The organism is Streptomyces sp. NPDC048462 (assembly GCF_043200175.1).
Taxonomy (GTDB): Bacteria; Actinomycetota; Actinomycetes; order Streptomycetales; family Streptomycetaceae; genus Streptomyces.
Genome location: NZ_JBICXG010000027.1, coordinates 50866 through 74925, shown reverse-complemented (window position 1 = coordinate 74925; position 24060 = coordinate 50866). Strand labels below are relative to the sequence as shown.

Below are 24060 nucleotides of genomic sequence, written 5' to 3'. Positions count from 1 at the left end.
TACCCATTCCGCCTGCATTCATCCAAAGCGGACAGTTCGGTGCACCGGTATTGCATCCCTCCCCAGGTGTGCACCGAATGATCATTAGACCATCACGGGTTCTCCATGAAGGAGACATTTGCGCCTGAAGTCGACTGTCACGAATCCATCTCGTCACCTTCCGTGAAATCGTCCGGGTGGCGCAAAGGGAGTGGAATCGCCACGGCCGCAGACGCCTGGAATCCCAACTGGTCGCCTTGAGAAGCTAGTTATGGAGTACGGGTCTCCGGTGCGCGTCGTACGCGGTGGTCACGGAAGGAGACCGCTTCCGCGCGGGGAGCGCCCCGTCGGGCGTAGGTCCGCTGTCGCTGCCGGGCCGCAGCCGGGCGGAGTTCAGGGGCTGCGTCGCGTCTGGCATGGTGGCCGGTGTGATGATCTCAGCGGCGGCAGCCGGCGGAATGGCCCTGGTCGAACTGGGAATGGCGCTGACGCCTGGCCCGAACATGGTGTACCTGGTGTCCCGGAGCATCAGCCAGGGCCGGACGGCCGGTCTTGTGTCGCTCGTCGGGACCGGGTTGGGCTTCCTGGTGTACATGACGTTGGCCAACCTGGGCCTGGCGGTGGTCTTCGTCGCCGTCCCGTGGCTGTACATCGGCTTCAAGGCCGCCGGTGCGGCCTACCTCGCCTACCTCGCCTGGCAGACGCTCAGGCCGGGCGGGCGAGGCCTGTTCGAGCCGCGCGACCTCCAGCGCGACTCGCACGGGAAGCTGCTGCGGATGGGGCTGGTCACCAACCTGCTCAACCCGAAGGTCGCCATCCTGTACCTCGCCCTCATCCCGCAGTTCATCGATCCCGAGCGCGGCCACACCACGGCCCAGGGGTTCGCCCTGGGCGCGATACAGATCGCGGTGGGCCTCACGGTGAACGGGCTGATCGTGCTCGCGGCCGGATCGGTCGCCGGACTCCTCAAGAGCCGTCCGCAGTGGGCCAAGTGGCAACGCCGGATCACCGGCACCCTCCTCGGCGCCGTCGCGGTCGTCCTCGCCCGGGAAGTGCCGGCACGCGCCCAGGCCTGACCGGTAAGGGCCCGGCCCCGAGCCGCGGGGTGTCCCTTCCCTCCGCCGCCCGCCCCGGGCGGGCGGCTCGGCGTTCAGTGACGGGCGAACTTCTCGACGGCGGCCGGGGTGACCGGCGTGAAGAAGTTGACGAGGTTGCCGTCGGGGTCGCGGAAGAGCAGCGCCCGGTTGCCCCACGGCATCGTCGTCGGCTCGTTGACGAAGTCGGTGACGAAGCCGGTCAGGTTCCGGTGTACCCGGTCCACGTCGTCGACGAGGAACTCGATGATCACGCTGCGGTTCTCCGCCGGACGGGCGGAACCCGGAGCGAACAGTCCGACGGTGCGGGTGCTCCCGATCGCGAGCGTGGCGGTGGGGGTGCTGAGTTCGGCGAAGTCCTCGGTGGCCCAGACCGCGGGGATGCCGGTGGCCTTCTCGTAGAACTCGACGAGGCGCGCGATGTCTCCGGTGATGATGCGGATCGAGACGAAGTCCATGGTGTTCTCCCGGGTCGGTGGAGCTGCTGTTCTTCGCAGACTAGGACGAATAGTGGACAGAATCGGTCCGGTATTCGCGTTAGGCTCGGAACATGTCTCGACCCACCGGGCGCGTACTGATCCTCCTGGAGCTGCTGCAGTCCGGGGGCATCCGCACCGTGGCCGAACTCGCCGGCAGGCTCGGTGTCGACGGGCGGACCGTACGGCGGTACGTGGACCAGCTGATCGACCTGGACGTCCCGGTGGAGGCGGTGCGCGGTCGCTACGGCGGATACCGGATCGGCTCCGGATACCGGGTGCCGCCGCTCATGCTCAGCGACGACGAGGCGCTCGCCGTACTGCTCGGCCTGGCCGCCGGCCGCCGCTCCGGGCTGATGACGGCGGCGGACGCGGCGAGCGAGACGGCGGCGGCCAAGATCCGCAGGGTGCTGCCCGAGCGGCTGGCCCGCAGGCTCGACACGGTTCTGGAGTCCCTCGCCTTCACCACCCCGCCCGGTGAGTTCCCCACCCCGGATGCCGAGGTCCTGCTCACCGTCGCCGACGCGGTACGCCACCGGCGGCCGGTCTCGATCGGATACACCGACCGGGACGGACACCGCAGCGAACGCCTGCTGCACGCGTACGGGATCGTCTCCCACGCGGGCCGCTGGTACGTCACGGGCGTGGACCCCGGCATCGGTGAGAACCGGACCTTCCGGCTCGACCGCATCACGGGCGCCAGGCCCCTGACCGGCTCCTTCGAGGTGCCCGACGGTTTCGACCCGGCACAGCGCGTGCTCTCCGGGTTCGCCACGGCCGACTACCGGTACGAGGTGACCCTGCGGATCGACGCGACCGTTGACCAGATCCGTACCCGACTGCCGGCCAGTGTCGCGACGCTGGAGGAGACCGCCCCCGGGGACGCGGGAACGGATCCGGGTGCCGGGCGGTGGATGCGAGTCGAGCTACGGGCGCAGGAGCTCGACTGGCTGCCGCCGGTACTCGCCTCGCTCGACCGGCCGTTCGTCATCGAACGGCCCGACGCACTGCGCACCCTCGTCGTCGCGTTCGCCGACCGCCTGGCGCGATCGGGCGAACGCGACCACCCGGAGACGGCGCATGAGGCGCCGCGCGGCGGGGTGACGGGCGGGGCCTGAGCCGGGCGCGCTACGAAACGGGTCGCCTCAGGTCATGCCTCTCGCGGACTCCGCTACTTCCGGGCGGGGAACGCCTCGTCGAGGGTGGGGACCGTGAGGTGGCCGCTCGTCAGGGCGTCCAGGACGTCGTCCAGGCGCAGGTAGCGTCCCTGCTGGATCGCGGGTGTGATCCTGCCGATCGTGCCGGCCTCCCTGAGGTGGAACACGGTCCACTGCCGCTGCCAGGCGGAGTCCAGGGGCTTGCCGTCGCGCAGGATCTGCCGCGTTTGCGCGCTCGCGTCGCGCGTGCCGTCGATCTGCTGGTTGACGGTCTCGACCGCGTCCACCCCGAAGACCAGGCCCTCGCCGCCCGGCCGGTACATCACGAGCATCTTGGGACGGGCCAGCCCCACGTGCTTGCTGTCCAGCGGGCATACGTACGCGCTGTGCGCGGCCAGTTCGCTCATGGCCAGAGCGTTCGCGGGTACGACCACCGCGTGCTCCTGGAGGGAGCGGAACCAGCCGAGCGCGGCCGCCTCGTGCCAGACGAACTTGTTGCGATTGCGGTAGGCGGGATCGGCGGCCAGGCCTCTGGACGACATGAGTTCGATGCTGCGGGGCGGCCGCGACACCAGGTTCCCGAAGTCGGCTCGGGTGATGACCTCGGGCAGTTCGTCGAACCAGGCCATTGCTCTATACCACCGTGTGTTTGAGGAACGCCGACCAAGCGGCGGGGGAGAGGGCGAGGGCGGGGACGGTGATGTCCTTGGAGTCCCGGACGTGGACGGCGCGGGGCCGGGTGGCGACCTCTACACAGTTGCCGCCCTCCGGGCCGCTGTAGCTGCTCTTGATCCACTTGAGGTGAGTATTCATAGTCTCTTTGCTGCCTGCTCAATCAGCTTCCGTGACTCTTCCGGTCTGAGAGCCTGCATCCGCACGATGCCATATCTGGCGAACAGGGTTCCCACATGGGCCTGTTCGCTGACGAGGAAGTTGCAGTTCTGAACCTCCAGGTACGCCAGCCGACGCCGGTCATCGGTCTCCAGCAGGACGAAGGACCCACTCAGTCCGCCATGTGTCACCCGCTCGGGTGACATCACCTGAATGTGCACGTGACGCAGCTCGCCAACCTCAAGCAGATGCTGGAGTTGTGCCTGGTGCACGCGCCGTCCACCGATGGGGCGAAGGAGCGCACTGAATTCCAGGACGAAACTGATATCCGGCGCCGGTTTACGGGTCAGCATGGCGTGACGTGCGAGACGGCCCGCGACCAATGCCTCGATCTCGTCGTCATCGAGAGGCGGACAGGCTCCGCTGAACACAGCACGTGCGTGCTCCTCGGTCTGCAACAGCCCAGGCATGACATTGGATTCGTACTCGTAGCGCGTCCTGGCCTTGGCCTCTTCCTCGGCGAACGGTTCGAACCAAGAGGCCACCCGGCTGAAGGTCAGTTCCTTGGCTGCTGCTGTCAGAGCACCGTCCGCGCCGAGTGCGGCGTCCGCGAGCGGAGTGAAGTCTCCCTTCGGCGGACGTTCCCCCCGCTCCACCATCGCGACCTGCGACTTCGAGAAGCCGATTTTTGCGCCCAGGGAGTCCTGCGACAGGCCCGCCCGTTCGCGGTAGAACCGCAGCAATGAGCCGAACATCCCCGCATTACTGCCACCGTGCCCATCGGAGTGCACAGCTCACCCCCCAAGTGCACAGCAGTGCACAGATGTCTTGCGTCCCTGGTCACCGTACGTGTGGGCGCCGACGCTCTACGTATGGAACCGAAAACTTCACCTGACCTGGTGCCCAACTGGATTCCCGCGAGCGGGCACGCCCTGCGTCATGCCGGGATCCACTTCGACGCCGTGCGGATCATCGGCCTGCTGGGCGAGCAAGTGGCGTACGAAGTCATGCAGTTCACCGATTTCCAGGCCGGGCCCATCGTCCGGTCCCGGATCGGGGAGCGGAGTATGTGCTTTCTGCTGCCGCCCGGCAGCGCACGCGCGTTCCGGTGGCCCGTCGGGGCCGAGGCGATGGTGCGGGAGGGGGCGGCGTTCGTCGGGGTGCCCGCGCTGGAGGGGCTGACGTATCCGCTGGACTGGCGTTCGCGGCCCACCGCCCAAGTCCCGTTCGTAGATACGGAACTGCTGTTCGAGCTGCTTATGGGTGTGGTGGAGGCCGAGAAGTGTGATGTACCGTGATCGCGTTATCACGCTCTGTGTGTGTTTACGCATGGGGCGGCCCCCGGAGGTGCTACCAACACCCGACCGAGGGCCTTCACCCCGCGATGGATTGCTTGAGGTCCACCGAGAATGCTTTTTCATGCTATCTCGCCGTCATACGGCTATGTGAAGGCGTCGCACGATGTCATCCGGCATCCGAAGCTCGACAGCGACGCGAAGATCTTGATCACCTACGTACAGGGGCTGCCCCCGGGCCGTACGGACAAGGCGCTCAGCGAGCACGCCAGGCGGCTCGGGATCACCGGGCGTGCCTACCAGAAGGCCAAGGAGCAGCTCAAGGCACAGGAGTTCGTGCATGAGTGGCGGCGGCAACGGGACGGAGGGCTGTGGGTGACCGATCAACTGGTCAGCAATGTGGCCATCTCCGCCGAAGAGGCCCGCCGCTTCCGCGACTCCGGGCCGCAATCATCGCAGGTGGGACCGAGTAGTCACTCTCCGGCGGTCGGTCAGCCGGGTAGTCGGTCGGCCGGTGGTCAACTACCGGTGGAAGAACGACAGGAGAAGAACTCATCCCACCCACCCTCCGAAGCGGACCGGACTTCACCGTCCGAACCGTCCGAGCCGGAGGGTGAAGCCGCCCTGGAGCGGGATGCCGAGGTCGTCGAGGCCGAGCACGTACTGCTCTCCCTCCGGCACGCGCACCCGCAACTCCACCTCGGCGTCCGTGAGGCCCGGGGACTGGCCGACGTCGCCGCCGACTGGCTGCGGCGCGGGGTGCGGGCGGCGGAGCTGCGGCTGGCCTTGGTCAGCGAGTTGCCCGAGGGCGGGGTGCGGTCGGCCGTGGGGTTCCTGCGGTACCGGTTGCTGCAGAAGCTCCCGGAGCCGGTGTGCGCGGCCGCATCCACGCCCGCGCTGTCTGCGGCCCGGCCGCCCGTGCCCTGTGAGGGGCCGGGCCGGGAGCACATGTTCCGGCCCCGGGGTGACGAGACGGTGTGTGCGCCTTGTGCGCAGGAGGCCGCTTGGCGGGCGCACGCGGCCAAGTGGCCGGTCTACGCCCCCGATCGGGGCGAGGACGTCGAGGAGCCCGAGCCGTTGCCCTGGCGGGAACGGGTCGCGGCGGTCCTCGCGCAGGACGCGACCGGCGGTGCCGGCTGAGGCGTACGGCCGTTCGCCGGTGTGACGGTGTGGCGGTTCCACCGCCGGTGCGGTGGATCGAGGAGAGTGGGCCCGGGGGCCTGGACGAACTGAGGAGGACCGGTGGTGGACGCCATGGTTGACCGATGGGACGGAGTTCGGGTGACGAGGGACCCGGTGCGGTGCCGTGAGCAACTGATGTCGGCCGGGCGTACCTTGTTCGCCGTGTACGGGTATGCCCGTACCTCCGTCGAGGATCTCTGCGCCGCTGCCCACGTGGAACTGCGCGATTTCTATCGCGAGTTCGAATCGCGTGAGGCCCTGCTCGTCGACCTGTACGACGAGGTGGCGACCGGCGGGATGCAGGCGGTCGAGAGAGAGCTTTCGGCCGAGGGTATTGAGGCCTGTTCGACGGAGGAGCGGTTCCACCGGCTCTTCGACGCCTATGTGCGGGTCGTCACCCGGGACTCGCGGGCGGCGAGGGTGGCGTTCGTCGAGGTCCTCGGGGTGAGCCGGGCGATGGACGAACACCTCGCGATGTGGCGGTCGGTGTGGGTCGAGTTCCTGACCGGCGAGGCCGAGCGAGCAGTCGAGCGGGGCCGTGGAGCGAAGGGCGATCTCACCGTCGTCGTGCAGGTGCTGACACACTCCGTCGACGAGCTCCTCGCCCACCACGGGCGCCGTCCGCGCCAGGTCCCGCGCGACTGGCTGACCAGCGAGCTGACCCGGATGTCGCTGGCCATGATGCGTCCGGGTACCTGACCCGAGGCCTCCGTCCGACCGTACCGACCGACAAAGCCGGTTGCCGGATCGGCAAGCGGAGGCATCATGGAGGAATGGCAGCACACGAGCACCACGAGCACCACGGCGTGGAAGACGGCGGCGCGACGGGCGACGAGTTCTCGTCCGTCCTGACCGGAGTGGGGCCCCGGCTGCGCGCACTGCGGACGGAGCGCGGCACGACGCTGGCCCAGCTGAGCGAGACCACCGGGATCTCGCTCAGCACGCTGTCCCGGCTGGAGTCCGGCGGCCGCAAGCCGACGCTGGAGCTGCTGCTCCCGCTGGCGAAGGCGTACGGGGTGCAGCTGGACGAGCTCGTCGGCGCGCCGGACACCGGTGATCCGAGGGTCACCTTCCGCCCGTTCAACCGGCACGGCATGACGTTCGTGCCGCTGACCCGGCACATCGGCGGGGTGAACGCGTACAAGCAGGTCATGCCCGGACTGACGGGCCCGCCGGGGCCGGTCGAGCAGCGGGTGCACGAGGGGTACGAGTGGCTGTACGTGCTGTCGGGGCGGCTGCGGCTGGTGCTGGGCGAGCACGACCTGGTGCTGAAGGCGGGCGAGGTGGCCGAGTTCGACACGCGTACCCCGCACTGGTGGGGCAACGTCGGGCCGGAACCGGTGGAGTTCCTCAGCCTGTTCGGACCGCAGGGGGAGCGGATGCACGTACGGGCGAAGCCGTCGGCAAAGCAGTGAGGGGCCGCGCCTCGGGCCGGTCCCGCGCCGGGGCGTACGGCCCGCCCAGCCCCCAGGCCTGGTGCATCGCGTCGGCGTAGGCACCCGCGAGCCGGTGTTCGCCGGACGGGCCGGGATGGGTGCCGTCGTAGGTGTCCGTGTGGATGTCGTAGCCCGGCGGGCGGGAGGCGAGCAGCAGCGGGGACGCCGGTTCGTCGAGGTCCGCCACGGCCTTGGCGAGGAGTTCGTTGAAGCGGGCGCACTCGGCGGCGAAGGGGGCGTCCGACTCGGCCCGGATGTTCGGTATGACGGGGAGCAGTACGCATCTGATGCGCGGGTTCGCGGTGCGGGCCGCCGTGAGGAAGGCGCGGGCGTTGCGGGCGGTCTGCTCGCTGTCCGTGTAGAAGCCGAGGTCTATCAGGCCGAGCGAGACGAGCAGGATGTCCGCGCGGTGTGCGGCGACCGTGTCCGCGATCACCGGGGCCATGTGCAGCCAGCCCTCGCCCCAGCCGGCCAGGTGCGCGCGGGCGGGAGCGGGGAATTCCCCGGCGGCGTACGCGTAGGAGACCGGGGTGCCCGTGCCGGTGTCGTGCAGCTCGCTGCGCGGGCCGACGATCGCGTACGGGGCGCCGAAGGATGCCTCCAGGTGCTGCCACATGCGGTAGCGCCAGGTGAAGTCGCCGGAGCGCCCGATGGTCATGGAATCGCCGACGAACATGAAACGCATGGCGTCATCATGGCCGATCATGGCTTCGGCCTGCGACGTGACGATGGACACTTGTGCCATGCGCTCCCATCGACTGACCGCCTTCGGCGCCGCCGCGCTCCTGTCCCTCGCGGTGGCGGTGCCCGCCGTGGCCGACGACGGCGGGGCCGACCGCAGCTTCACGATCAAGGACCCGCGGATCACCGAGTCCAGCGGACTGGCCGCCAGCCGTGCCCATCCGGGGATCTACTGGACGCACAACGACAGCGACGACGGGCCGTACGTCTTCGCCGTCGACTCCAGGACCGGCAAGACCGTCGCGAAGATCACCATGAAGGGTGTGGGGGAGCCGCGCGACGTGGAGGCGATCTCGCTGGGGCCCGACGGGAATCTGTACGTCGGTGACATCGGGGACAACCTCAACGGCAGCTGGGACCACGTCTGGATCTACCGCTTCCCCGAGCCGAAGGTGCTGCGGGACGCGACGGTCCGCGCGACGCAGTTCGACGTGAAGTACGCGGACGGCCCGCGCAACGCGGAGGCGCTGATGGTCCACCCGAAGACGGGGCGCGCGTACATCGCCTCGAAGAAGGAGGGCGGCGGCGGGCTCTACGAGGGGCCCGCGAAGCTCACGGCCGGCTCGGACAACATCTTCCGGCGGGTCGGCGAGGTGCCGTGGGTGACGGACGGGGCGTTCTCGCCGGACGGGAAGGAGCTGGTGCTGCGCTCGTACTTCAGCGCGCGCGGCTACGTGTTCAAGGACGGCAGGCTCGGCAAGGACTACCCGGTCGAGTCCCCGCTGCTGGGGCAGGCCGAGTCGGTCACGTACACGGCCGACGGTTCGGCGCTGATGTACGGCTCCGAGGGCGAGCAGAGTGACGTGGTGCGGGTGGACCTGAAGAACGGCGGCGAGTCGGGCCGTACCGGCGTCAAGTCCCCGTCGTCGTCATCCGGTACGGGCAGCGGTGGAGGCGACGGTGTGCCGGTGAAGGGCACCACGGCGACCGGTCTCGGCGTCCTGGCCGTGATCGGGCTGGTGCTCTTCCTGGGCAGGCGACGTCGCAAGGGCTGACAGGGGTCACGTTTCGAGCGGGCGGACCTCGTAGTGCAGGGTCCGGTCCCGCTTGATCTTGTGCGCGAGCGGGACGAGCACGCCCTGCACGATCGGGTGCTTGCGCGACATCATCCGGGCGGCGTGCGTGTTCTCCTTCGAGCCCGCCTGGAGGAGCCGTGCGTGGGCGGTGATCTGCGGACCGGTCGGCCTGCCGCGCAGTGTGCACGGGCCGATGCGCACGGTGGGGTGGTTGCGCATCCGCTCCACCTTCCAGGCCGACGAGAACGTACGGATGTACGCGTGGTCGCCCTCGACCGCGATGTTGACGGGGGTGTCGGCATGCGTTCCGTCCTGCCGACGGGTGCTGAGCAGGACGGCGTACTGCTTCACGAAGGGCTTGAGCTCAGCAATCGTGTCCATACCTTCCATGATCCGCAGGCCCGGCGCCGTGTCATCCCCGGACGGGCCGCCGGACGGGCGTTTTCCTGGCCGCCACCGGGGCCCGGCAGTATGATCATCCGCACATGACGACGGACCACGGGCCGATGCCCTTCTCCACCCAGCGCCTGGACGCCCTGCCGCTGCGGGTGGCGCACGCGGACGAGATGGCGGCCGTACTCTCCGACCCGGCCCTGCACACCTTCACCGGCGGCGCTCCCCTGGACGCGGACGCCCTGCGGGCCCGCTACGCACGCCAGAGCGCCGGCTCGCCGGACCCGGCCGAGCGGTGGTGGAACTGGGTGCTCGCCGTGCGCGGCGACGACTGCCTGGCCGGGTACGTGCAGGCGACGGTGAACGTGCCCGAGGCGCGGGCGGAGATCGCCTGGGTGATCGGGTCCGGATGGCAGGGCCGGGGCTACGCCAAGGAGGCGGCGGTGGGCCTCGTGGCGCACCTGCTGGACGGGGGAGCGGTGCGTACGGTCGTCGCCCACATCCACCCCGACCACGCGGCGTCGGCGGCGGTGGCCGCCGCGGCGGGGCTCGTGCGGACGGACGAGTGGGAGGACGGTGAGGTGCGGTGGCGGCTGGACGCGCGATGAGGGGATGGCCGCGGGGCCTCTTCTCGACGGCCCTCGGCTTCGTCGTACTGGCGGCAGCGGTGGGCTGCACGGGCGGCGGCGCGGGCGGTGACGCCGACGCGGCTCCCGGGGACGGAATGTCGCCGAAGGCGCGCACCTACCTGACCTCCGCCCTGGACGTGATGGAGAAGCACTCCCTGGTCACCAAGGACGTGGACTGGCCGAAGCTCCGTCAGGACGCCTTCGCGGAAGCGCGGAAGGCGCAGACGCCGTCCGAGACGTACCAGGCGATCCGGCATGCGGTGCGGGACCTGAACGACGGGCACAGCACCTTCTACGACCCGGAGCAGGCCGACGAATCCCTGAACGCACCGGCCGAGGACCTGATGCTTCCCGAAGGCCGCCGGCTCGCGGGCGGCATCGCTCATCTGACGCTTCCCTCGGAGCCCTCCGACGGTGTGGCCGCCCCCTATGTCCGCTCGGCGCGCTCGACCGTCGCCGGGCTCGACGGCCAGGGCGTCTGCGGCTGGATCATCGACCTGCGGAGCAACCACGGCGGAGACATGTGGGGGCCGCTCGCCGCTGTCGGATCGGTGCTGGGCGACGGCACCGTCGGGAACGCCGTCTACGCGGACGGCAGGAAGTCCCCCTGGACGCTCACGAAGGGCACCCCCCGCCAGTACCTGGACACATGGGGCCCGGCGAAGCCGCTGACCCGTCCGGCGCCGCCGGTGGCCGTCCTGACCAGCCGCCGGACGGTGAGCGCCGGGGAGGCCGTCACCATCGCCTTCCGGGGCCGCCCGGACACCCGCACGTTCGGGGAGGCGACCACGGGCCACCCCACCGCGAACGTGTCGTACGAACAGTCCGACGGTGCGCTGGTCATCCTGACCGTGGCCCGCGAGGCCGACCGGACCGGGCGGACCTACGACGGACCCATCGAACCGGACGTGGAGATCCCCGAGGCCCTCGGACACAACCGGGCCCGTACGGAAGCCGCGGCCTGGCTCAGGAAGCAGAAGGCGTGCCGGGGGGGTTCCTGACCGGTCGGGCGACCGGCCCTCAGCTCTCGGACGGCTGCCGCTCCGGCTGCGGCTCCTGCTCCCGGGGCGGGGTGGGCCCCTCCGACGGCTCGGGCTTCAGCTTCGGGCTGGGGCGGCCCGCCGCCACCAGGGCGGCGACGTCCAGGACCACCTTGGCGCCGATCGAGTCGGGGAGCGTGACGCTGTGGCCGGGCGCGTACACCTGGTGGGTGTCGTACCCGCTGGTGAAGGGGTCCGTGAGGACGTGGACCCGGCCGTGCTTGCGGTCGAGGATGACGTAGACGGGGATCTTGGCGGCGGCGTAGGCGGTGACCTTGTGCCGCAGGTCGTTCTGGTAGTTGCCGGAGGTGACCTCCAGGACGAGCCGGAAGGCGCCGGGGTCGTAGCAGTTGTTCTCGACCACGTGCGCGTCGAAATCGGCGTCGACGACGGCCAGGTCCGGGATGGCGTAGTCGGAGGGGCCGCTGGGCAGCCAGACGCCGATCCCTTGGATGACCGCCGATTCCCCGTCGTCGAGACCCGCCTCGATCAGCGGACGCATCAGTTTGGTCAGGGCGCGGCCGTGCGCGCCGTCCGGCAACGGGGCCACGGTGATGACGCCGCCGCCGATCTCGACCCGGTGACCCGGGAGCCGCTCCGAGAGCCGGTTGGCGCTTTCGAGCAGCGATTCGGGCTTCGGCCGTTCCGGCTCATCGGCACAGGGGCGCTCGACTGTTTCCGCAGGCATTCAGGGCCTCCTGAAAGGCAGATGTCGAGAACATCATCGTAGGACCGCCGACGCCTTCGCGGCGGGTATGCCCCGCGTCACCCCGGCGAGTGTGAAGCAGAAACGGCCCTGCACACCGGGTCGCGGGTGCAGGGCCGTTCCGTACGTGTCGGAGGACCGGTTACAGCTTCTCGATCACGTAGTCGATGCACGCCGTCAGCGCCTGGACGTCCGACGGGTCGATCGCCGGGAACATCGCCACGCGCAGCTGGTTGCGGCCCAGCTTGCGATACGGCTCCGTGTCGACGACGCCGTTGGCGCGCAGGGCCTTGGCGACGGCCGTGGCGTCGATCTCGTCCGCGAAGTCGATCGTGCCGATGACCTGCGAGCGCTTGGCCGGGTCCGTGACGAACGGGGTGGCGTACTTGGACTCCTCGGCCCAGCCGTACAGGTGGCCGGAGGAGGCTGCCGTGCGGCCGGTGGTGAAGTCCAGGCCGCCCTGGGTGTTCATCCAGGTCAGCTGCTCGTTCAGGAGGAACAGCGTGGCCAGGGCCGGGGTGTTGTACGTCTGGTTCTTCAGGGAGTTGTCGATCGCCGTCGGCAGCGAGAAGAACTCCGGGACGTGGCGGCCGGAGGCGTGGATACGGGCCGCGCGCTCCAGGGCGGCGGGGGAGAAGATCCCGATCCAGAGGCCGCCGTCGGAGGCGAAGGACTTCTGCGGGGCGAAGTAGTAGACGTCCGTCTCGGCGATGTCGACCGGCAGGCCGCCCGCGCCGGAGGTGGCGTCCACCAGGACCAGGGAGCCCGCGTCGGCGCCCGCGACGCGCTTGATGGGCGCTGCGACACCGGTCGAGGTCTCGTTGTGCGTGAGGGCGTAGACGTCGACGCCCGGTTCGGCCTGCGGGTCCGGGTGGGTGCCCGGGTCGGAGGCGATGACGGTCGGGTCGGCCAGCCACGGAGCGAGGAGCGAGGCCTTGGCGAACTTGGAGGAGAACTCGCCGAAGTTGAGGTGCTGCGACTTCGCCTCGATCAGGCCGTGCGTCGCGATGTCCCAGAAGGCGGTGGAGCCGCCGTTGCCCAGGATCACCTCGTATCCCTCGGGAAGGGAGAAGAGGTCGCGCACTCCGTCACGTACCGCGCCGACCAGGTTCTTCACCGGAGCCTGGCGGTGGGACGTACCGAGCAAGGACGTTCCGGTGGCGGCCAGCGCGTCGAGCGCCTCCGTCCGCACCTTGGAAGGACCGGCGCCGAAGCGCCCGTCGGCGGGCTTGATGTCAGCGGGAATCTGGATGTCGGCCACGAGTCGGAGCGTAGCCGCTCGGTACGGCGGCTACGCATCCTGTCCGTCGGATGAGACGCGCGATCCGGTCGGTGGACGCCGGATCACGCGTCCCGGGGGGCCGGGTCAGCCCAGTTCGACCGGGAGGTCGAACAGGTCGTTCTGGGTGACGATCGGCTTGTTGCGCAGCTCGGAGGCCGGGACCGCGAGTTCGAGCTCGGGGAAGCGCTCGTAGAGCGCGGGGAGTGCGACCCCCGCCTCCAGCCGGGACAGGGCCGCACCCGGGCAGACGTGCGGGCCGTGGCCGAAGGCGATGTGGCGGTTGGGGGAGCGGGTCGCGTCGAACTCGCCCGCGGTCGGCCCGTACTGCTCCTCGTCCCGGCCCAGTGCGCCGAAGGAGACGATCAGGGCCTCGCCCTTGGGGAGGACCTTCTCACCGACCGCCACGTCCTCGGTCGCGAAGCGGATCAGTACGTGCGACGTCGGGGTGTTCCAGCGCAGGGTCTCCTCGATCACGTTCTCCCACGGCACCTCGCCGCCGAGCACCTGCTTGCGCTGCTCGGGGTGGGTCTGGAGGGCGACGACGGCGTTCACGATCAGGCTGATCGTCGTCTCGTGGCCGGCCGCGATGATCAGCTGGAGGGTGTTGACGATCTCCTCGTTGCTGAGGTGGTCGCCGTCGTCGGAGGCCGCGATCAGGGCACTGGTCAGGTCGTCGCCGGGCTCGGCCCGCTTGCTGTCGACGATCTTCGTGAAGAGCGCGCCGAGGTCCGCCATCATCTGCGGGACCTCCTCCGGCGGGGTCTGCGTCGAGAAGAACTTCTCGAACAGCTCCTTGAGGCGGGGGTGGTCGGCGCCGTCGACACCCATCAGCTCGCTGATGACGTTCATCGGCAGCGGGTACGCGAACTCCGCCTTCAGGTCGACCTTCTCGCCCCGGGGCAGGGCCGCGAGGCGGTCCAGGCTCGCGGTGGTGAGCGCCTCGATGCCCGCCCGCAGCCGCTCCACCCGCTTCACCGTCAGGGCCTGCGCCACCAGGGTGCGCAGCCGGCGGTGGTCGGCGCCGTCGACGGTCAGCATGGAGCGGCCCGGGTTGGCGAGGCCTATCAGGGGCCAGTCCAGGGGGATCTCGCCGCGCTGCCAGGAGCCCCAGACGTTGATGTCCTTCACGATCCGGGCGTCGGTCAGCAGCTGTCGTGCCTCGGCGTGGTGCGTCACCGCGTAGCAGTGCACGCCGCCGGGCAGCTCCACCTCGGCCAGCGGGCCCGCGGCACGCAGCGCGGCGCCCTCGCCGTCGAGGTCGGCGACGAAGGGGTCGAGGACGATCCGGGTCATTGCTGGCCTCCGTTGGCGGGTCCTGTGGCAGGAGTGGGCGTGAAGGCGACGGGGAGGTCGGTCAGGCCCCGCAGCCAGGGCGACGGGCGCCGGGTGAGCTGTTCGGCGGGGACGCCGAGATCGATGTCCGGGAGGCGGTCGAGCAGTACCTCGATGCCGGTACGGGCGATGACCTCGGCGGTCTCCTGGGCCGGGAAGGGGCAGCGGTGCTCGCCGTGGCCGAAGGAGAGGAACGCGTTGTTGCCGCCGGTCAGCGCGGAGCCGTCGGTGCGGACCTGCGGGTCGGCGTTGGCGGCGGCGATCCCGAGGAGCAGCAGGTCGCCGGCCTGGAGGTGGCGGCCCCCGAGGTGGGTGTCGCGCGAGACCCAGCGGCCCGCGACGTTCTGTGTCGGGGGGTCCTCCCAGAGGACCTCGTTCATGGCCTCGGCGACGCTGTGCCGGCCGCCCGAGAGCGAGGCGGCGAACCGGTCGTCGGTGAGCATCAGCCGCAGCGAGTTGCCCATCCAGTCGGCGGTCGGCTGGTGGCCCGCGGCCATCATGACCATCAGGTCCTGGGCGATCTCCTCGTCCGTGAAGCCGCCGGGGTCGGCCAGCATCCGGGTCGCGACGTCGTCCTCGGGCACCGCGTGCTTGTCGGCCAGCAGCTGGGCCATCGAGGTGCCCAGGTGCTGCTGCCCGGCGAGGGCCCGCTCCCGGCCGTCGATCATGTCGTTGATCGAGCCGACGAGCGCGTCGCCGATCTCGTCGCTGAAGCCGTAGAGCCTTGCCAGGACGCGGGCGGGGAGCAGCATCGCGTACTCGGCGATGATGTCGGTGGCGCCCTTGGAGCAGAACCGGTCGATCAGCTCGTCGGCGAACTCCTCCGCGTGACGCTTGAGGGAGAAGGGGTCGACCGCCTCCAGGGCGTCGCTGATCATCCGGGCGCGCTCGACGTGCCGGGGGCCGACCGTGTAGAGGATCGAGGGCTGCTTGCGGCCGATCATCGGCAGCAGCGGCCAGTCGTCGGGGATGCGCTCCCACTGGCTCCACAGGTCGGAGTCGCGGCTGAACAGCACCGGGTCGCTGGTGACCTGGTGCAGTTCGCGGTAGCCGAGCACCAGCCAGGCCGGGATGTCGCCGTCCAGCGTGATGGGTGCCACGGCGCCGTGGTCGCGCCGCATCTCCCGGTACAGCCGGGTGGGTTCGGTCTGGAACCGCGGCCCGGACAGCGGCACGCGGCCGTGCGCCGGGCAGCCCGGGGGTGGTTCGGTGGGCTGGGTCACGGGGCGTGCTCCGGGGTCTTCTCCGGCGTGGTCTCCGGACGGGTGGTGGCGGCGGAGGAGGTGCCGGCCGTGCCCCTGGAGAGGGCGTACAGGTGCTCCACCAGTGTGATCAGGACGTATTTGCTGGACGACCGGTCCCGGGCGTCGCACTCCACGAGGGGTACGTCCTCGGAGAGGTCGAGCGCCTCCCGGATCTGCTGCTCGGTGTGGAGCGGCCCGCCGAAGTCGTTGCACGCCACGATGAACGGCGTGCCGTGGTGCTCCAGCCGGTCGATGGCGTACCAGGAGTCGGCGAGGCGCCGGGTGTCGACGAGGACGACGGCACCGAGCGTCCCGGAGAACAGCCGGTCCCACAGGAACCAGAAGCGCTCCTGGCCGGGCGCGCCGAACAGGTACAGCACCGAGCGTGCGTCGAGGGTGATCCGGCCGAAGTCGAAGGCGACGGTGGTGGACGTCTTCGAGTGCACGCCGTCGAGGTGGTCGACCGCCTCGCCCGCACGGGTCATCGTCTCCTCCGTGTTGAGCGGACGGATCTCGCTCACGGATCGGACCATGGTGGTCTTGCCGACCCCGAAGCCACCGACGACGACTATCTTCAGTCCGTTGTCGGCCGTGGCCTGCAGGGCGGCACGGTCAGAGGTTGCGGAGTCCAACGAGCACCTGTTCCAGGATGTCGGGGTCGGGGAGCCGGTCCGCGACGCGTGCGGTACGAGGGTGGCGGGCGCTGATCCGGCTGGTGTCGAGCAGGTCGCACAGCAGGATGCGCACGATACTGACGGGCAGGTTCAGGCCCGCGGCGATCTCGACGACCGCGGTGGGCCGTTCGCACATTCGCAGGATCGCGACGTGCTCCGACTGCATACCGGGGGCCGGTTCGCATTCCGAGACGACGAGGGTCACCAGGTCGAAGGCGGCCGAGTCGGAGCGGCTGCGGCCACCGGTGAGGGTGTACAGCCGGTCCGGGTCGTCGTCCCGGCCGGGACGGGCGCGGGTCGTCATACGGCCGCGTTCTCGGCGGCCCCGGGGGTGCCGGGAGGTCCGGAGGGTTCGCGCGGCGGGGCCACGAGGTGTTCGCCGAGCTGCTCGACGAGCTCGCTCATGTTGTGCCCGACGAGGCCGACGTCGGCGTCCTCGGACGCGACGACGGCGAGGTGGGCGCCCGCGCCCGCCTCCACGATGAACAGCACGCCGCCGTAGAACTCGGCCATCGCGGACCGTACGCCGCCGGTGCCGTCGCCGAACTCGACGGACGCGCCGTGCGACAGGCTCTGGATGCCGGCCGAGATCGCTGCCAGCTGGTCAGCCTGGTCTACGGAGAGCTCGGGGGTACGGCACAGCTTGAGGCCGTCCCTGGACAGCACGAGGGCGTGGCGGGCGCCGGGGGTGCGCTCAAGGAGCCCCTCCAGCAGCCAGTTGAGCTTCTCGTCCGTGGTCGCGGTCATCGGGTGTTGCCTTCCGGGTGCGGGGAGGTGGGCCGTACGGCCTGGCGGAAGCTGCTGAAGCGGGCTGCCTGTGCCTTGGGGTCGGACGTACGGGTCCGGGGGTTCGTTCCGTCGGGTGCGTCGGCGTCGGCGTCCGCCGAGGCTCTGGCGCGGGATTCGGCGGCGGCGAGGGTGCGGCCGCGGGAGCGCTTGGGCAGGCCGCTCTCGCCGAACCGGGGGAGACCGCCGGTGGTGTCGGAGCCCGGGGTGGCGTCGGGGGCGGCGGCCGGCAGGGAGTCGGAGCGCCGGAGCTCCTGGGTGCGGGAGCTGTCCTGGGCGGCGCCGCCGCGGTCGGTTCCGGAGGTGTGGACCGGCTCGGGCTCGCGCGGGGCCGAGGGCAGGGCGTCGGGTTCCGGGGCGGCCGACGGTGCCGGGGCGGGGGCGGCCATCGGGGTCCGGGCGATGATCTCCTGCGGGAGCATCATCAGGGCGCCGGTGCCACCGCGTGCCGACGGCCGGAAGGAGACCGTCAGCCCGTGCTTGCGGGCCAGCCGGCCGACGACGGCGAGGCCGAGCCGGGTGCCGGAGAGGCCGGTCAGGTCCTGGTTCCGCGCGGAGACGGCGCGCTCGGCGCGGCGCAGCTGCACATCGCTCATGACCAGGCCGCTGTCCTCGACGGTCAGCACGATGCCGGCCGGCACCTCCTCCACGTACACGTGGACCTCGGCCGTGGGCGGCGAGAAGTTCGCGGCGTTGTCGAGGAGTTCGGCCAGGGCGTGCATGACGCCCTCGGCGGCGTGCCCGGCGACGGCGACATCGCTGGTGGAGTGCAGGCGGATGCGCTGGTAGCCGCTGATCCGGCCCATCGCGCCGCGCAGGATCGACTCCATGACGATGGGCTTCGCCCAGCGGCGTCCGGAGCGGGCGCCGGTCAGCACGGCGATGGAGTCGGCCAGCCGCCCCGCCTGGGCGGTGCGGTGGTCCAGGTGCAGCAGATCGCCCAGGACGTCCTCGGAGGCGTGCCGGTTCTCCATGTCGCGCAGGTCGGCGAGCATGCTCGTGGCGAGCGCCTGCATCCGGCCGGCGGCGTTGGCACAGGCGGCGACGGCGGCGGAGCGCTCGGTCTCGCTGCGCGAGGCGCGGGCCTTGAGCCGGGCGATCTCGGCGGTGAGGCGCTCGGCGTCGGCCGAGGCCTGTGCGCTGATCCGGTCCGTCTCGGCGGCGGCGGCCGATTTCATCCTTGCCGTCTCGGCGGTGAAGCGCTGGGCGTCGTAGGCGGAGGCGGACACCATCCGGGAGGTCTCGGCGGTGAACCGGCTGCTCTCGGCCGCGTGCTTCTCCCGCAGCCGGCGCAGCGTGGCGCGGGCGTGGACGGTGGTGGCGACGGCGGCGGACAGCAGCACGGCGGCGGCACCCGCTCCCCATGCCACTGCGGTCCTGGCCGAGTCGGGGGCGGCTACGACGGCCCAGAGGCACAGGGATCCGGTGATGGCCACCGTGACCAGCAGGGCCAGTGCGGTCGGCTTGGTTGAGGGGCGCAAGCGGAGTCCTTGGGACGCGGACGACGGCGGACGGGACGGTTCGGGCAAGTCGGTACGGTGAGTATTAAATGCGACAACTGGAAGAAGTTATTCCCAGACAAGTCTGAGTCACTATATGAGAATTGACGATCTGTTTGGGAAGAACTTGTGGTGCTCTCTGTTGCGTATATGTTCGGGAGCCCGACAGATTCAGACGTATTGACGTATTCGGCGGAAACGCGCGGGCCCGGACGGCACACCGGCGCGGACCGGCGGCATCCTGGCCGGATGACACCCCGCGCGGCAACAACCGGCCCCGACCGCACCGCACTCGCCGACGCGCTGCGCTCGGCCGTACGCGGCGAGGTCGCGTTCGACGCCACCGCACGGGCCCTGACGACGATGGACGCGTCCAACTACCGACGGGTGCCCCTCGGCGTCGTGGCCCCGCGCGACGCCGACGACATCGCCGCCGCGCTCGCCGTCTGCCGGGCACACGGGGTGCCCGTGGTGCCGCGCGGCGGCGGCACGTCCATCGCCGGGCAGGCCACCGGCACCGGCGTCGTCCTCGACCTCACCCGCCACCTGCGCTCGATCCTCGAACTGGACCCCGCCTCCCGCAGCGCGGTGGTCCAGCCGGGCGTCGTCCTGGACGACCTGCGGGCCGCCGCCGCCCCGCACGGGCTCACCTTCGGCCCGGACCCCTCCACGCACAGCCGCTGCACCATCGGCGGGATGATCGGCAACAACTCCTGCGGCTCGCACTCGGTCGCCTGGGGCACCACCGCCGACAACGTCCACGCGCTGACCGTCGCCCGCTACGGCGGCGACACCCTGCGCCTGGAACCCGGCGCGCCCGGACCCGCCGGGCTGACGGAGCTGGTCGCCGCCCACCTCGCCCTGCTGCGCACCGGATTCCCCGGGCTCCCGCGCCGCATCTCCGGATACGCGATGGACGCCCTGCTGCCCGAGCGCGGCCCCGACCCCGCCCGCGCGTTCTGCGGCAGCGAGGGCACGCTCGGCGTGGTGACGGAGGCGACGCTGCGGCTCGTCGAGGCACCGGCGGCCCGCGCGCTGGCCGTACTCGGCTACGCCGACGAGTCCGCCGCCGCCGAGGCCGCCCCCGGCCTCCTCCCGCACCACCCGCTGACCGTCGAGGGCATGGCCGCCGACCTCGTACGCGAACCGGCCGGGCTGCCACGCGGCGCGGCCTGGCTGTTCGTCGAGACGGGCGGTGCGACACCCGCCGAGGCGCGGTCCCACGCGGAGCGGATCGCGCGGGCGGCGGCCCCGGACGCCGTGGACACCGCCGTCGTCACCGACCCGGCGGGGCAGCGGGCGCTGTGGCGGATCAGGGAGGACGCGGCCGGGACGGCGACCCGCACACCGGAGGGCAGCGAGGCCTGGCCCGGCTGGGAGGACTGCGCGGTGCCGCCCGCCCGCCTCGGCCCCTACCTCCGCGACTTCCGCGCCCTGCTCACCGAACACGGGCTGCGCGGCACCCCGTACGGGCACTTCGGCGACGGCTGCATCCACGTCCGGATCGACTTCGACCTGCTCAGCACCGACGGCGTCACCCGCTTCCGCACCTTCTCCGAGGAACTGGCCACCCTCGTGGTCGCCCACGGCGGATCGCTCTCCGGCGAACACGGCGACGGCCAGGCCCGCGCCGAACTCCTGCCCAGGATGTACGGGGACGAACTGGTCGCCCTCTTCGGCCGGTTCAAGGACCTGTGGGACCCGGACGGCGGCATGAACCCGGGCATCCTCGCCCGCCCGGCCCGCCTCGACGAGAACCTCCGCTTCGACGTGCTGCCGCGCGCACCGGTCGACGTCGCCTTCGGCTACCCGCACGACGGCGGCGACTTCTCGGCGGCGGTGCGCAGGTGCGTCGGCGTCGCCAAATGCCGTACGCGGGAAGCCCCGGGAACGGCCGTGATGTGCCCGTCCTTCCGCGCGACCGGCCAGGAGGAGCACTCGACCCGGGGCCGGGCCCGGCTGCTGCACGAGATGCTGGCCGGCCCGGCGGGCGGCGTGATCACGGACGGCTGGCGCTCCACGGAGGTACGGGACGCGCTCGACCTCTGCCTGTCCTGCAAGGGCTGCCGCAGCGACTGCCCGGTGGGCGTGGACATGGCCACGTACAAGGCCGAGTTCCTGCACCACCACTACCGCCACCGGCTGCGCCCCGCCTCGCACTACGCGCTGGGACGGCTCCCGCAGTGGCTGCGCCTGGCGGCCCCCTTCGCGGGCGCGCTGAACGCCGCGGCCCGGGTGCGCCCGCTCGCGGCGCTCGCCAAACGGCTGGCCGGGATCGCGCCGGAGCGCTCCATCCCGGTGCTGGCGAGCGAGACGTACACCCGGTGGCTGAACCGGCGCCGGGGCAGGGGCACGCACCTCTTCTCCAACGACGAGGTGGCCACCGTCTGGCCCGACACCTTCACCGAGTACCTCTCGCCCGAGGTCGGCCGGGCGGCGGTGCGGGTCGTCGAGGCGGCGACGGGGCGCCGGGTGATCCCGCCCGGCCGGGGGCTGTGCTGCGGCCTCACGTACGTCTCGACGGGCCAGCTGGACAAGGCCCGTTCGGTGATGCGCCGCACCCTGGACCGGCTGGCCGGCCCCCACGGCTCCCCGGTGATCGTCCTCGAACCGAGCTGCGCGGCCACCCTGCGCACGGACCTGCCGGAACTCCTGCCCGACGACGCGCGCGCCGCGGAGCTGGCCGCCTCGGTCCACACGCTGGCCGAGTACCTGGAGGAGTACGCCCCCGACTGGCGGCCCCCGCACCTGGACCGCCCGGTCACCGGCCAGACGCACTGCCACCAGCACGCGGTCCTGGGCGACGGACCGGACCGCCGGCTCCGCGAACGGGCGGGCCTGACCGGTGAGCTGGCCGGCGGCTGCTGCGGACTGGCCGGCAACTTCGGCTTCGAACGCGGCCACTGGGAGGTGTCGGTCGCCTGTGCCGAGGACGCGCTGCTGCCGGCGGTACGGGAGGCGGCGCCCGGCACGGAGATCCTCGCGGACGGGTTCTCCTGCCGGACGCAGCTGAGCCAGGTGGGGGGCGTGCGGGCGCGGCACCTGGCGGAGGTGCTGGCAGCGGGGCTGGACGAGCCGGAGGCGTCCGGGGATCAGACCTGGTAGCGGCCGGGCGCGAACAGTCGGAGGTTCTCCTCGACCCACCTGGACGTCAGCTTCAGGCCGTCCTCCAGGGAGACCTCCGGCCGCCAGCCGGCCCACTCGCGGGCCCGGGTGTTGTCGGAGAGCAGCCGCCGCACCTCGCTGCCGCCCGGCCGCAGCCTGGCCGGGTCGACGACCACCTGTGCGTCCCGCCCGGACGCGGCGATCAACGCGGTCGCCAGGTCCCCGATGGAGATCTCCCGGCCGGTCCCCAGATTGACGGACTGCCCCAGTGCGCGGTCGCAGTCCGCCAGGGCGAGGAACCCGGCGGCCGTGTCCGTGACGTAGGTGAAGTCCCGGGTCGGCGTCAGCGAACCGAGCCGGACCTGCGTCGCCCCGGCGTGCAGCTGGGCCAGGATCGTCGGGATCACGGCCCGTGCGGACTGGCGCGGACCGTAGGTGTTGAACGGCCGGACGACGGTCACCGGCAGCTCGAAGGCGTGCCAGTGCGACAGCGCCATCATGTCCGCGCCGATCTTCGACGCGGAGTACGGGGACTGCGGCTGGAGGGGGTGCGTCTCGCTGATGGGGGCGGTCAGCGCGGTTCCGTACACCTCGCTCGTCGAGGTGTGCAGCAGCCTGCGGACCGAGTGGCGGCGGCAGGCCTCCGCCACGTTCTCGGTGCCGACCACGTTCGTCCGGACGTAGGCCCCGGGGGAGTCGTAGCTGTACGGGATGCCGATGAGCGCGGCGAGGTGGAAGACGGTGTCGCAGCCCGCCACGGCGTCCATCACCCGTCCCGCGTCGCCCACGTCACCGGCGATCATCTCGACGGGGCCGTGCGGGTCGTCGAGGTAGCGGGCGAGGTGCCCCTTCTCCGCGTACGGCTTGTAGTGCACCAGCGCGCGGACCTTCGCCCCCCGGTCGACCAGCATGTCGACCAGCGTCGAGCCGATGAAGCCCTCGGCCCCGGTGACCAGGACCGTACGGCCGTTCCAGTTGATGCTCATGCGGAGTTCTCCATGTCGTACGAAGGGGTGGCGAGACGGATGACCCGGGCGGCGAGCAGGTCCGCCGCCCGGCCGTGACAGCCCGGATCGGCGGCGCGGCCCATCACGGCGAGCCGGGCCGGTTCGGCGAGCAGCGGTTCGACGAGGGCCGACAGCCGGTCGGCGGTCGCCTCGGCGTCCGGCATCAGGTGGGCGGCGCCCGCGTCGGACAGCACGCGGGCGTTGTGGGTCTGGTGGTCGCCGGGGGCGTGCGGGTAGGGCACGAGAACGGCGGGCACCCCGACGGTGGCCAGTTCGGCGACGGTCGCGGAGCCGGCCCGGCACACGACCAGATCGGCGACCGCGTAGGCGAGGTCCATCCGGTCGAGGTACGGCACGGCGTGGGCGATGTGCCCGGCGCCCACGTCGGCGAGCCGCCGCCGGGTCGCTTCCAGCGCCGCCGGGCCGGTCTTGATCAGCAGGTGGACGTCCGTCCGGTGGCGCCGGCGCGCGGCGAGCCCGACCGCGGCCTCGGTGAGCCGGGCCGCGCCGAGGCTGCCCCCGTTGAACAGCAGCACCCGGGCACCGTCGGGTATCGCGAAGGCGCGTCGCGCCTCGTCGCGCAGCGCCACCCGGTCCAGGGCCGCGAGCTCCGCGGAGATCGGCATGCCGACGGTCTCCGCGTCCTGCCCGCCGGACAGGTGGGCGCGGCTCCGGTCGAAGGCGACGGTGATGTTCGGGGTGAGCCGGGCCGCGAACTGGTTGGCCCGGCCCGGGACGGCGTTGGACTCGTGGATCACGCTGGGCAGCCCGGCCATCCGCGCCCCGAGGATGACCGGCGCGCTCGGGTAGCCGCCCATGCCGACCGCGACCCGGGCGCCCTGGGCGCGCAGGATGGAGCGGCACTGCGCACCGGATCTGAGGAGCGCGGCGGGCAGCAGGTAGCGCCTGGCGCCCAGGGACGGGTCGAAGGGGATCATGTCGACGGTGTGCAGCCGGTATCCGGCCCGCGGGATCAGCTCGGTCTCCAGGCCCCGCTCGGTCCCGACGAAGGAGATCAGGGCGTCGGGGGCGGCCCGGCGCAGTGCGTCGGCGAGCGCGAGACCGGGGTAGATGTGGCCGCCGGTGCCGCCCGCACCGATCACGACGGAGAGTGGTGTGCGCATGGCCGCCACACTCACGAAGCGGCCTAAGAAGG

26 protein-coding genes are annotated in these 24060 nt (G+C 71.4%); 10 read left to right on the top strand and 16 right to left on the bottom strand.

The features are described from left to right. Positions 1-410 precede the first annotated feature (410 nt). Entirely contained in the window at positions 411-1055 is a 645-nt protein-coding gene (locus ACGFU6_RS32265; RefSeq protein ID WP_393616142.1) for a LysE family translocator, read from the top strand. A 74-nt stretch (positions 1056-1129) separates the two neighbouring features. Here ACGFU6_RS32265 and ACGFU6_RS32260 read toward each other — a convergent pair whose 3' ends face one another. Beyond that, positions 1130-1531: a VOC family protein gene (locus tag ACGFU6_RS32260; RefSeq protein WP_393616115.1), complete on the bottom strand. Its 402-nt coding sequence runs from the start codon at positions 1529-1531 to the stop codon at positions 1130-1132. Positions 1532-1623: 92 nt separating this feature from the next. Here ACGFU6_RS32260 and ACGFU6_RS32255 point away from each other — a divergent pair, with 92 nt between their 5' ends. Further along, entirely contained in the window at positions 1624-2667 is a 1044-nt protein-coding gene (locus tag ACGFU6_RS32255) for a helix-turn-helix transcriptional regulator (protein WP_393616114.1), read from the top strand. A 53-nt stretch (positions 2668-2720) separates the two neighbouring features. On the opposite strand, the gene ACGFU6_RS32250 is transcribed toward ACGFU6_RS32255, so the two are convergent. The 3 genes from ACGFU6_RS32250 to ACGFU6_RS32240 are packed head-to-tail and all read right to left on the bottom strand — an operon-like array spanning position 2721 to position 4292. Beyond that, positions 2721-3335 carry a hypothetical protein gene (locus ACGFU6_RS32250; RefSeq protein WP_393616113.1) on the bottom strand — a complete coding sequence of 205 codons (615 nt, stop codon included), beginning with the start codon at positions 3333-3335 and terminating at the stop codon, positions 2721-2723. Between the two features lie 4 nt (positions 3336-3339). Then, complete coding sequence (locus ACGFU6_RS32245) at positions 3340-3519, bottom strand: DUF397 domain-containing protein (protein ID WP_393616112.1); 180 nt, start codon at positions 3517-3519, stop codon at positions 3340-3342. Next, the gene (locus ACGFU6_RS32240; RefSeq protein ID WP_393616111.1) at positions 3516-4292 is read right to left on the bottom strand and encodes a Scr1 family TA system antitoxin-like transcriptional regulator; all 777 of its coding nucleotides are present in this window, start codon (positions 4290-4292) and stop codon (positions 3516-3518) included. Before ACGFU6_RS32240 ends, ACGFU6_RS32245 begins: the two co-directional genes overlap by 4 nt. 117 nt (positions 4293-4409) lie before the next feature. On the opposite strand from ACGFU6_RS32240, the gene ACGFU6_RS32235 reads away from it, so the two are divergent. The 4 genes from ACGFU6_RS32235 (at position 4410) to ACGFU6_RS32220 (ending at position 7429) form a co-directional block, all read left to right on the top strand. After that, positions 4410-4835 (top strand): hypothetical protein, encoded by a 426-nt coding sequence (locus tag ACGFU6_RS32235; protein WP_393616110.1) that lies wholly within the window; start codon positions 4410-4412, stop codon positions 4833-4835. A 111-nt stretch (positions 4836-4946) separates the two neighbouring features. Next, positions 4947-5972: a hypothetical protein gene (locus ACGFU6_RS32230; protein WP_393616109.1), complete on the top strand. Its 1026-nt coding sequence runs from the start codon at positions 4947-4949 to the stop codon at positions 5970-5972. Positions 5973-6074: 102 nt separating this feature from the next. Further along, positions 6075-6713 carry a TetR/AcrR family transcriptional regulator gene (locus tag ACGFU6_RS32225; RefSeq protein WP_393616108.1) on the top strand — a complete coding sequence of 213 codons (639 nt, stop codon included), beginning with the start codon at positions 6075-6077 and terminating at the stop codon, positions 6711-6713. A 74-nt stretch (positions 6714-6787) separates the two neighbouring features. Further along, entirely contained in the window at positions 6788-7429 is a 642-nt protein-coding gene (locus ACGFU6_RS32220) for a helix-turn-helix domain-containing protein (RefSeq protein WP_393616107.1), read from the top strand. Here the strand turns inward: ACGFU6_RS32220 and ACGFU6_RS32215 are convergent. Next, positions 7365-8195 carry a GDSL-type esterase/lipase family protein gene (locus ACGFU6_RS32215; RefSeq protein WP_393616106.1) on the bottom strand — a complete coding sequence of 277 codons (831 nt, stop codon included), beginning with the start codon at positions 8193-8195 and terminating at the stop codon, positions 7365-7367. The genes ACGFU6_RS32220 and ACGFU6_RS32215 overlap by 65 nt on opposite strands. Here ACGFU6_RS32215 and ACGFU6_RS32210 point away from each other — a divergent pair. Beyond that, positions 8194-9186, top strand: a complete 993-nt coding sequence (locus tag ACGFU6_RS32210; protein WP_393616105.1) for a WD40 repeat domain-containing protein — start codon at positions 8194-8196, stop codon at positions 9184-9186. The genes ACGFU6_RS32215 and ACGFU6_RS32210 overlap by 2 nt on opposite strands. Before the next feature lie 6 nt (positions 9187-9192). Here ACGFU6_RS32210 and ACGFU6_RS32205 read toward each other — a convergent pair whose 3' ends face one another. Continuing rightward, positions 9193-9588: a PPOX class F420-dependent oxidoreductase gene (locus tag ACGFU6_RS32205; protein ID WP_393616104.1), complete on the bottom strand. Its 396-nt coding sequence runs from the start codon at positions 9586-9588 to the stop codon at positions 9193-9195. A gap of 104 nt (positions 9589-9692) precedes the next feature. Here ACGFU6_RS32205 and ACGFU6_RS32200 point away from each other — a divergent pair, with 104 nt between their 5' ends. Then, the gene (locus ACGFU6_RS32200) at positions 9693-10208 is read left to right on the top strand and encodes a GNAT family N-acetyltransferase (protein ID WP_393616103.1); all 516 of its coding nucleotides are present in this window, start codon (positions 9693-9695) and stop codon (positions 10206-10208) included. After that, positions 10205-11230 carry a S41 family peptidase gene (locus ACGFU6_RS32195; protein ID WP_393616102.1) on the top strand — a complete coding sequence of 342 codons (1026 nt, stop codon included), beginning with the start codon at positions 10205-10207 and terminating at the stop codon, positions 11228-11230. The genes ACGFU6_RS32200 and ACGFU6_RS32195 overlap by 4 nt, the downstream gene beginning before the upstream one ends. A 19-nt stretch (positions 11231-11249) precedes the next feature. Here ACGFU6_RS32195 and ACGFU6_RS32190 read toward each other — a convergent pair whose 3' ends face one another. The 8 genes from ACGFU6_RS32190 to ACGFU6_RS32155 form a co-directional block, all read right to left on the bottom strand. Further along, complete coding sequence (locus tag ACGFU6_RS32190) at positions 11250-11957, bottom strand: Uma2 family endonuclease (protein WP_393616101.1); 708 nt, start codon at positions 11955-11957, stop codon at positions 11250-11252. A gap of 160 nt (positions 11958-12117) precedes the next feature. Then, positions 12118-13236, bottom strand: coding sequence for a phosphoserine transaminase (gene serC / locus ACGFU6_RS32185; protein ID WP_393616100.1), 1119 nt, complete (start codon positions 13234-13236; stop codon positions 12118-12120). Positions 13237-13341: 105 nt separating this feature from the next. Next, on the bottom strand, positions 13342-14550 hold the full coding sequence (locus ACGFU6_RS32180) for a cytochrome P450 (RefSeq protein WP_393616099.1): 1209 nt from the start codon (positions 14548-14550) through the stop codon (positions 13342-13344). Next, a complete protein-coding gene (locus ACGFU6_RS32175; RefSeq protein WP_393616098.1) occupies positions 14547-15812 on the bottom strand; it encodes a cytochrome P450 in 1266 nt (421 codons plus the stop codon). Before ACGFU6_RS32175 ends, ACGFU6_RS32180 begins: the two co-directional genes overlap by 4 nt. Further along, complete coding sequence (locus ACGFU6_RS32170; protein WP_393616097.1) at positions 15809-16465, bottom strand: ATP/GTP-binding protein; 657 nt, start codon at positions 16463-16465, stop codon at positions 15809-15811. Before ACGFU6_RS32170 ends, ACGFU6_RS32175 begins: the two co-directional genes overlap by 4 nt. Further along, on the bottom strand, positions 16446-16811 hold the full coding sequence (locus tag ACGFU6_RS32165) for a DUF742 domain-containing protein (RefSeq protein ID WP_393616096.1): 366 nt from the start codon (positions 16809-16811) through the stop codon (positions 16446-16448). Before ACGFU6_RS32165 ends, ACGFU6_RS32170 begins: the two co-directional genes overlap by 20 nt. Further along, complete coding sequence (locus tag ACGFU6_RS32160) at positions 16808-17254, bottom strand: roadblock/LC7 domain-containing protein (RefSeq protein ID WP_393616094.1); 447 nt, start codon at positions 17252-17254, stop codon at positions 16808-16810. Before ACGFU6_RS32160 ends, ACGFU6_RS32165 begins: the two co-directional genes overlap by 4 nt. Beyond that, positions 17251-18774: an ATP-binding protein gene (locus ACGFU6_RS32155; RefSeq protein WP_393616093.1), complete on the bottom strand. Its 1524-nt coding sequence runs from the start codon at positions 18772-18774 to the stop codon at positions 17251-17253. The genes ACGFU6_RS32160 and ACGFU6_RS32155 overlap by 4 nt, the downstream gene beginning before the upstream one ends. 267 nt (positions 18775-19041) lie before the next feature. Here ACGFU6_RS32155 and ACGFU6_RS32150 point away from each other — a divergent pair, with 267 nt between their 5' ends. Continuing rightward, positions 19042-21897 (top strand): FAD-binding and (Fe-S)-binding domain-containing protein, encoded by a 2856-nt coding sequence (locus tag ACGFU6_RS32150; protein WP_393616091.1) that lies wholly within the window; start codon positions 19042-19044, stop codon positions 21895-21897. Here the strand turns inward: ACGFU6_RS32150 and ACGFU6_RS32145 are convergent. Next, positions 21885-22883, bottom strand: coding sequence for a GDP-mannose 4,6-dehydratase (locus ACGFU6_RS32145; protein ID WP_393616089.1), 999 nt, complete (start codon positions 22881-22883; stop codon positions 21885-21887). The genes ACGFU6_RS32150 and ACGFU6_RS32145 overlap by 13 nt on opposite strands. Beyond that, the gene (locus ACGFU6_RS32140; RefSeq protein ID WP_393616087.1) at positions 22880-24028 is read right to left on the bottom strand and encodes a glycosyltransferase; all 1149 of its coding nucleotides are present in this window, start codon (positions 24026-24028) and stop codon (positions 22880-22882) included. Before ACGFU6_RS32140 ends, ACGFU6_RS32145 begins: the two co-directional genes overlap by 4 nt. Positions 24029-24060: the final 32 nt, after the last annotated feature.

What these genes read in the sequence shown, in the direction of transcription:
- ACGFU6_RS32205 (WP_393616104.1), bottom strand. Translation starts at nt 9,588, where the DNA reads ATGGACACGATTGCTGAGCTCAAGCCCTTCGTGAAGCAGTACGCCGTC.
- ACGFU6_RS32255 (WP_393616114.1), top strand. Translation starts at nt 1,624, where the DNA reads ATGTCTCGACCCACCGGGCGCGTACTGATCCTCCTGGAGCTGCTGCAG.
- ACGFU6_RS32220 (WP_393616107.1), top strand. Translation starts at nt 6,788, where the DNA reads ATGGCAGCACACGAGCACCACGAGCACCACGGCGTGGAAGACGGCGGC.
- ACGFU6_RS32230 (WP_393616109.1), top strand. Translation starts at nt 4,947, where the DNA reads ATGCTTTTTCATGCTATCTCGCCGTCATACGGCTATGTGAAGGCGTCG.
- ACGFU6_RS32140 (WP_393616087.1), bottom strand. Translation starts at nt 24,028, where the DNA reads ATGCGCACACCACTCTCCGTCGTGATCGGTGCGGGCGGCACCGGCGGC.
- ACGFU6_RS32160 (WP_393616094.1), bottom strand. Translation starts at nt 17,254, where the DNA reads ATGACCGCGACCACGGACGAGAAGCTCAACTGGCTGCTGGAGGGGCTC.
- ACGFU6_RS32165 (WP_393616096.1), bottom strand. Translation starts at nt 16,811, where the DNA reads ATGACGACCCGCGCCCGTCCCGGCCGGGACGACGACCCGGACCGGCTG.
- ACGFU6_RS32240 (WP_393616111.1), bottom strand. Translation starts at nt 4,292, where the DNA reads ATGTTCGGCTCATTGCTGCGGTTCTACCGCGAACGGGCGGGCCTGTCG.
- ACGFU6_RS32180 (WP_393616099.1), bottom strand. Translation starts at nt 14,550, where the DNA reads ATGACCCGGATCGTCCTCGACCCCTTCGTCGCCGACCTCGACGGCGAG.
- ACGFU6_RS32235 (WP_393616110.1), top strand. Translation starts at nt 4,410, where the DNA reads ATGGAACCGAAAACTTCACCTGACCTGGTGCCCAACTGGATTCCCGCG.
- ACGFU6_RS32245 (WP_393616112.1), bottom strand. Translation starts at nt 3,519, where the DNA reads ATGAATACTCACCTCAAGTGGATCAAGAGCAGCTACAGCGGCCCGGAG.
- ACGFU6_RS32250 (WP_393616113.1), bottom strand. Translation starts at nt 3,335, where the DNA reads ATGGCCTGGTTCGACGAACTGCCCGAGGTCATCACCCGAGCCGACTTC.
- ACGFU6_RS32195 (WP_393616102.1), top strand. Translation starts at nt 10,205, where the DNA reads ATGAGGGGATGGCCGCGGGGCCTCTTCTCGACGGCCCTCGGCTTCGTC.
- ACGFU6_RS32190 (WP_393616101.1), bottom strand. Translation starts at nt 11,957, where the DNA reads ATGCCTGCGGAAACAGTCGAGCGCCCCTGTGCCGATGAGCCGGAACGG.
- ACGFU6_RS32215 (WP_393616106.1), bottom strand. Translation starts at nt 8,195, where the DNA reads ATGGCACAAGTGTCCATCGTCACGTCGCAGGCCGAAGCCATGATCGGC.
- ACGFU6_RS32210 (WP_393616105.1), top strand. Translation starts at nt 8,194, where the DNA reads ATGCGCTCCCATCGACTGACCGCCTTCGGCGCCGCCGCGCTCCTGTCC.
- ACGFU6_RS32200 (WP_393616103.1), top strand. Translation starts at nt 9,693, where the DNA reads ATGACGACGGACCACGGGCCGATGCCCTTCTCCACCCAGCGCCTGGAC.
- ACGFU6_RS32260 (WP_393616115.1), bottom strand. Translation starts at nt 1,531, where the DNA reads ATGGACTTCGTCTCGATCCGCATCATCACCGGAGACATCGCGCGCCTC.
- ACGFU6_RS32265 (WP_393616142.1), top strand. Translation starts at nt 411, where the DNA reads ATGATCTCAGCGGCGGCAGCCGGCGGAATGGCCCTGGTCGAACTGGGA.
- ACGFU6_RS32150 (WP_393616091.1), top strand. Translation starts at nt 19,042, where the DNA reads ATGACACCCCGCGCGGCAACAACCGGCCCCGACCGCACCGCACTCGCC.
- ACGFU6_RS32145 (WP_393616089.1), bottom strand. Translation starts at nt 22,883, where the DNA reads ATGAGCATCAACTGGAACGGCCGTACGGTCCTGGTCACCGGGGCCGAG.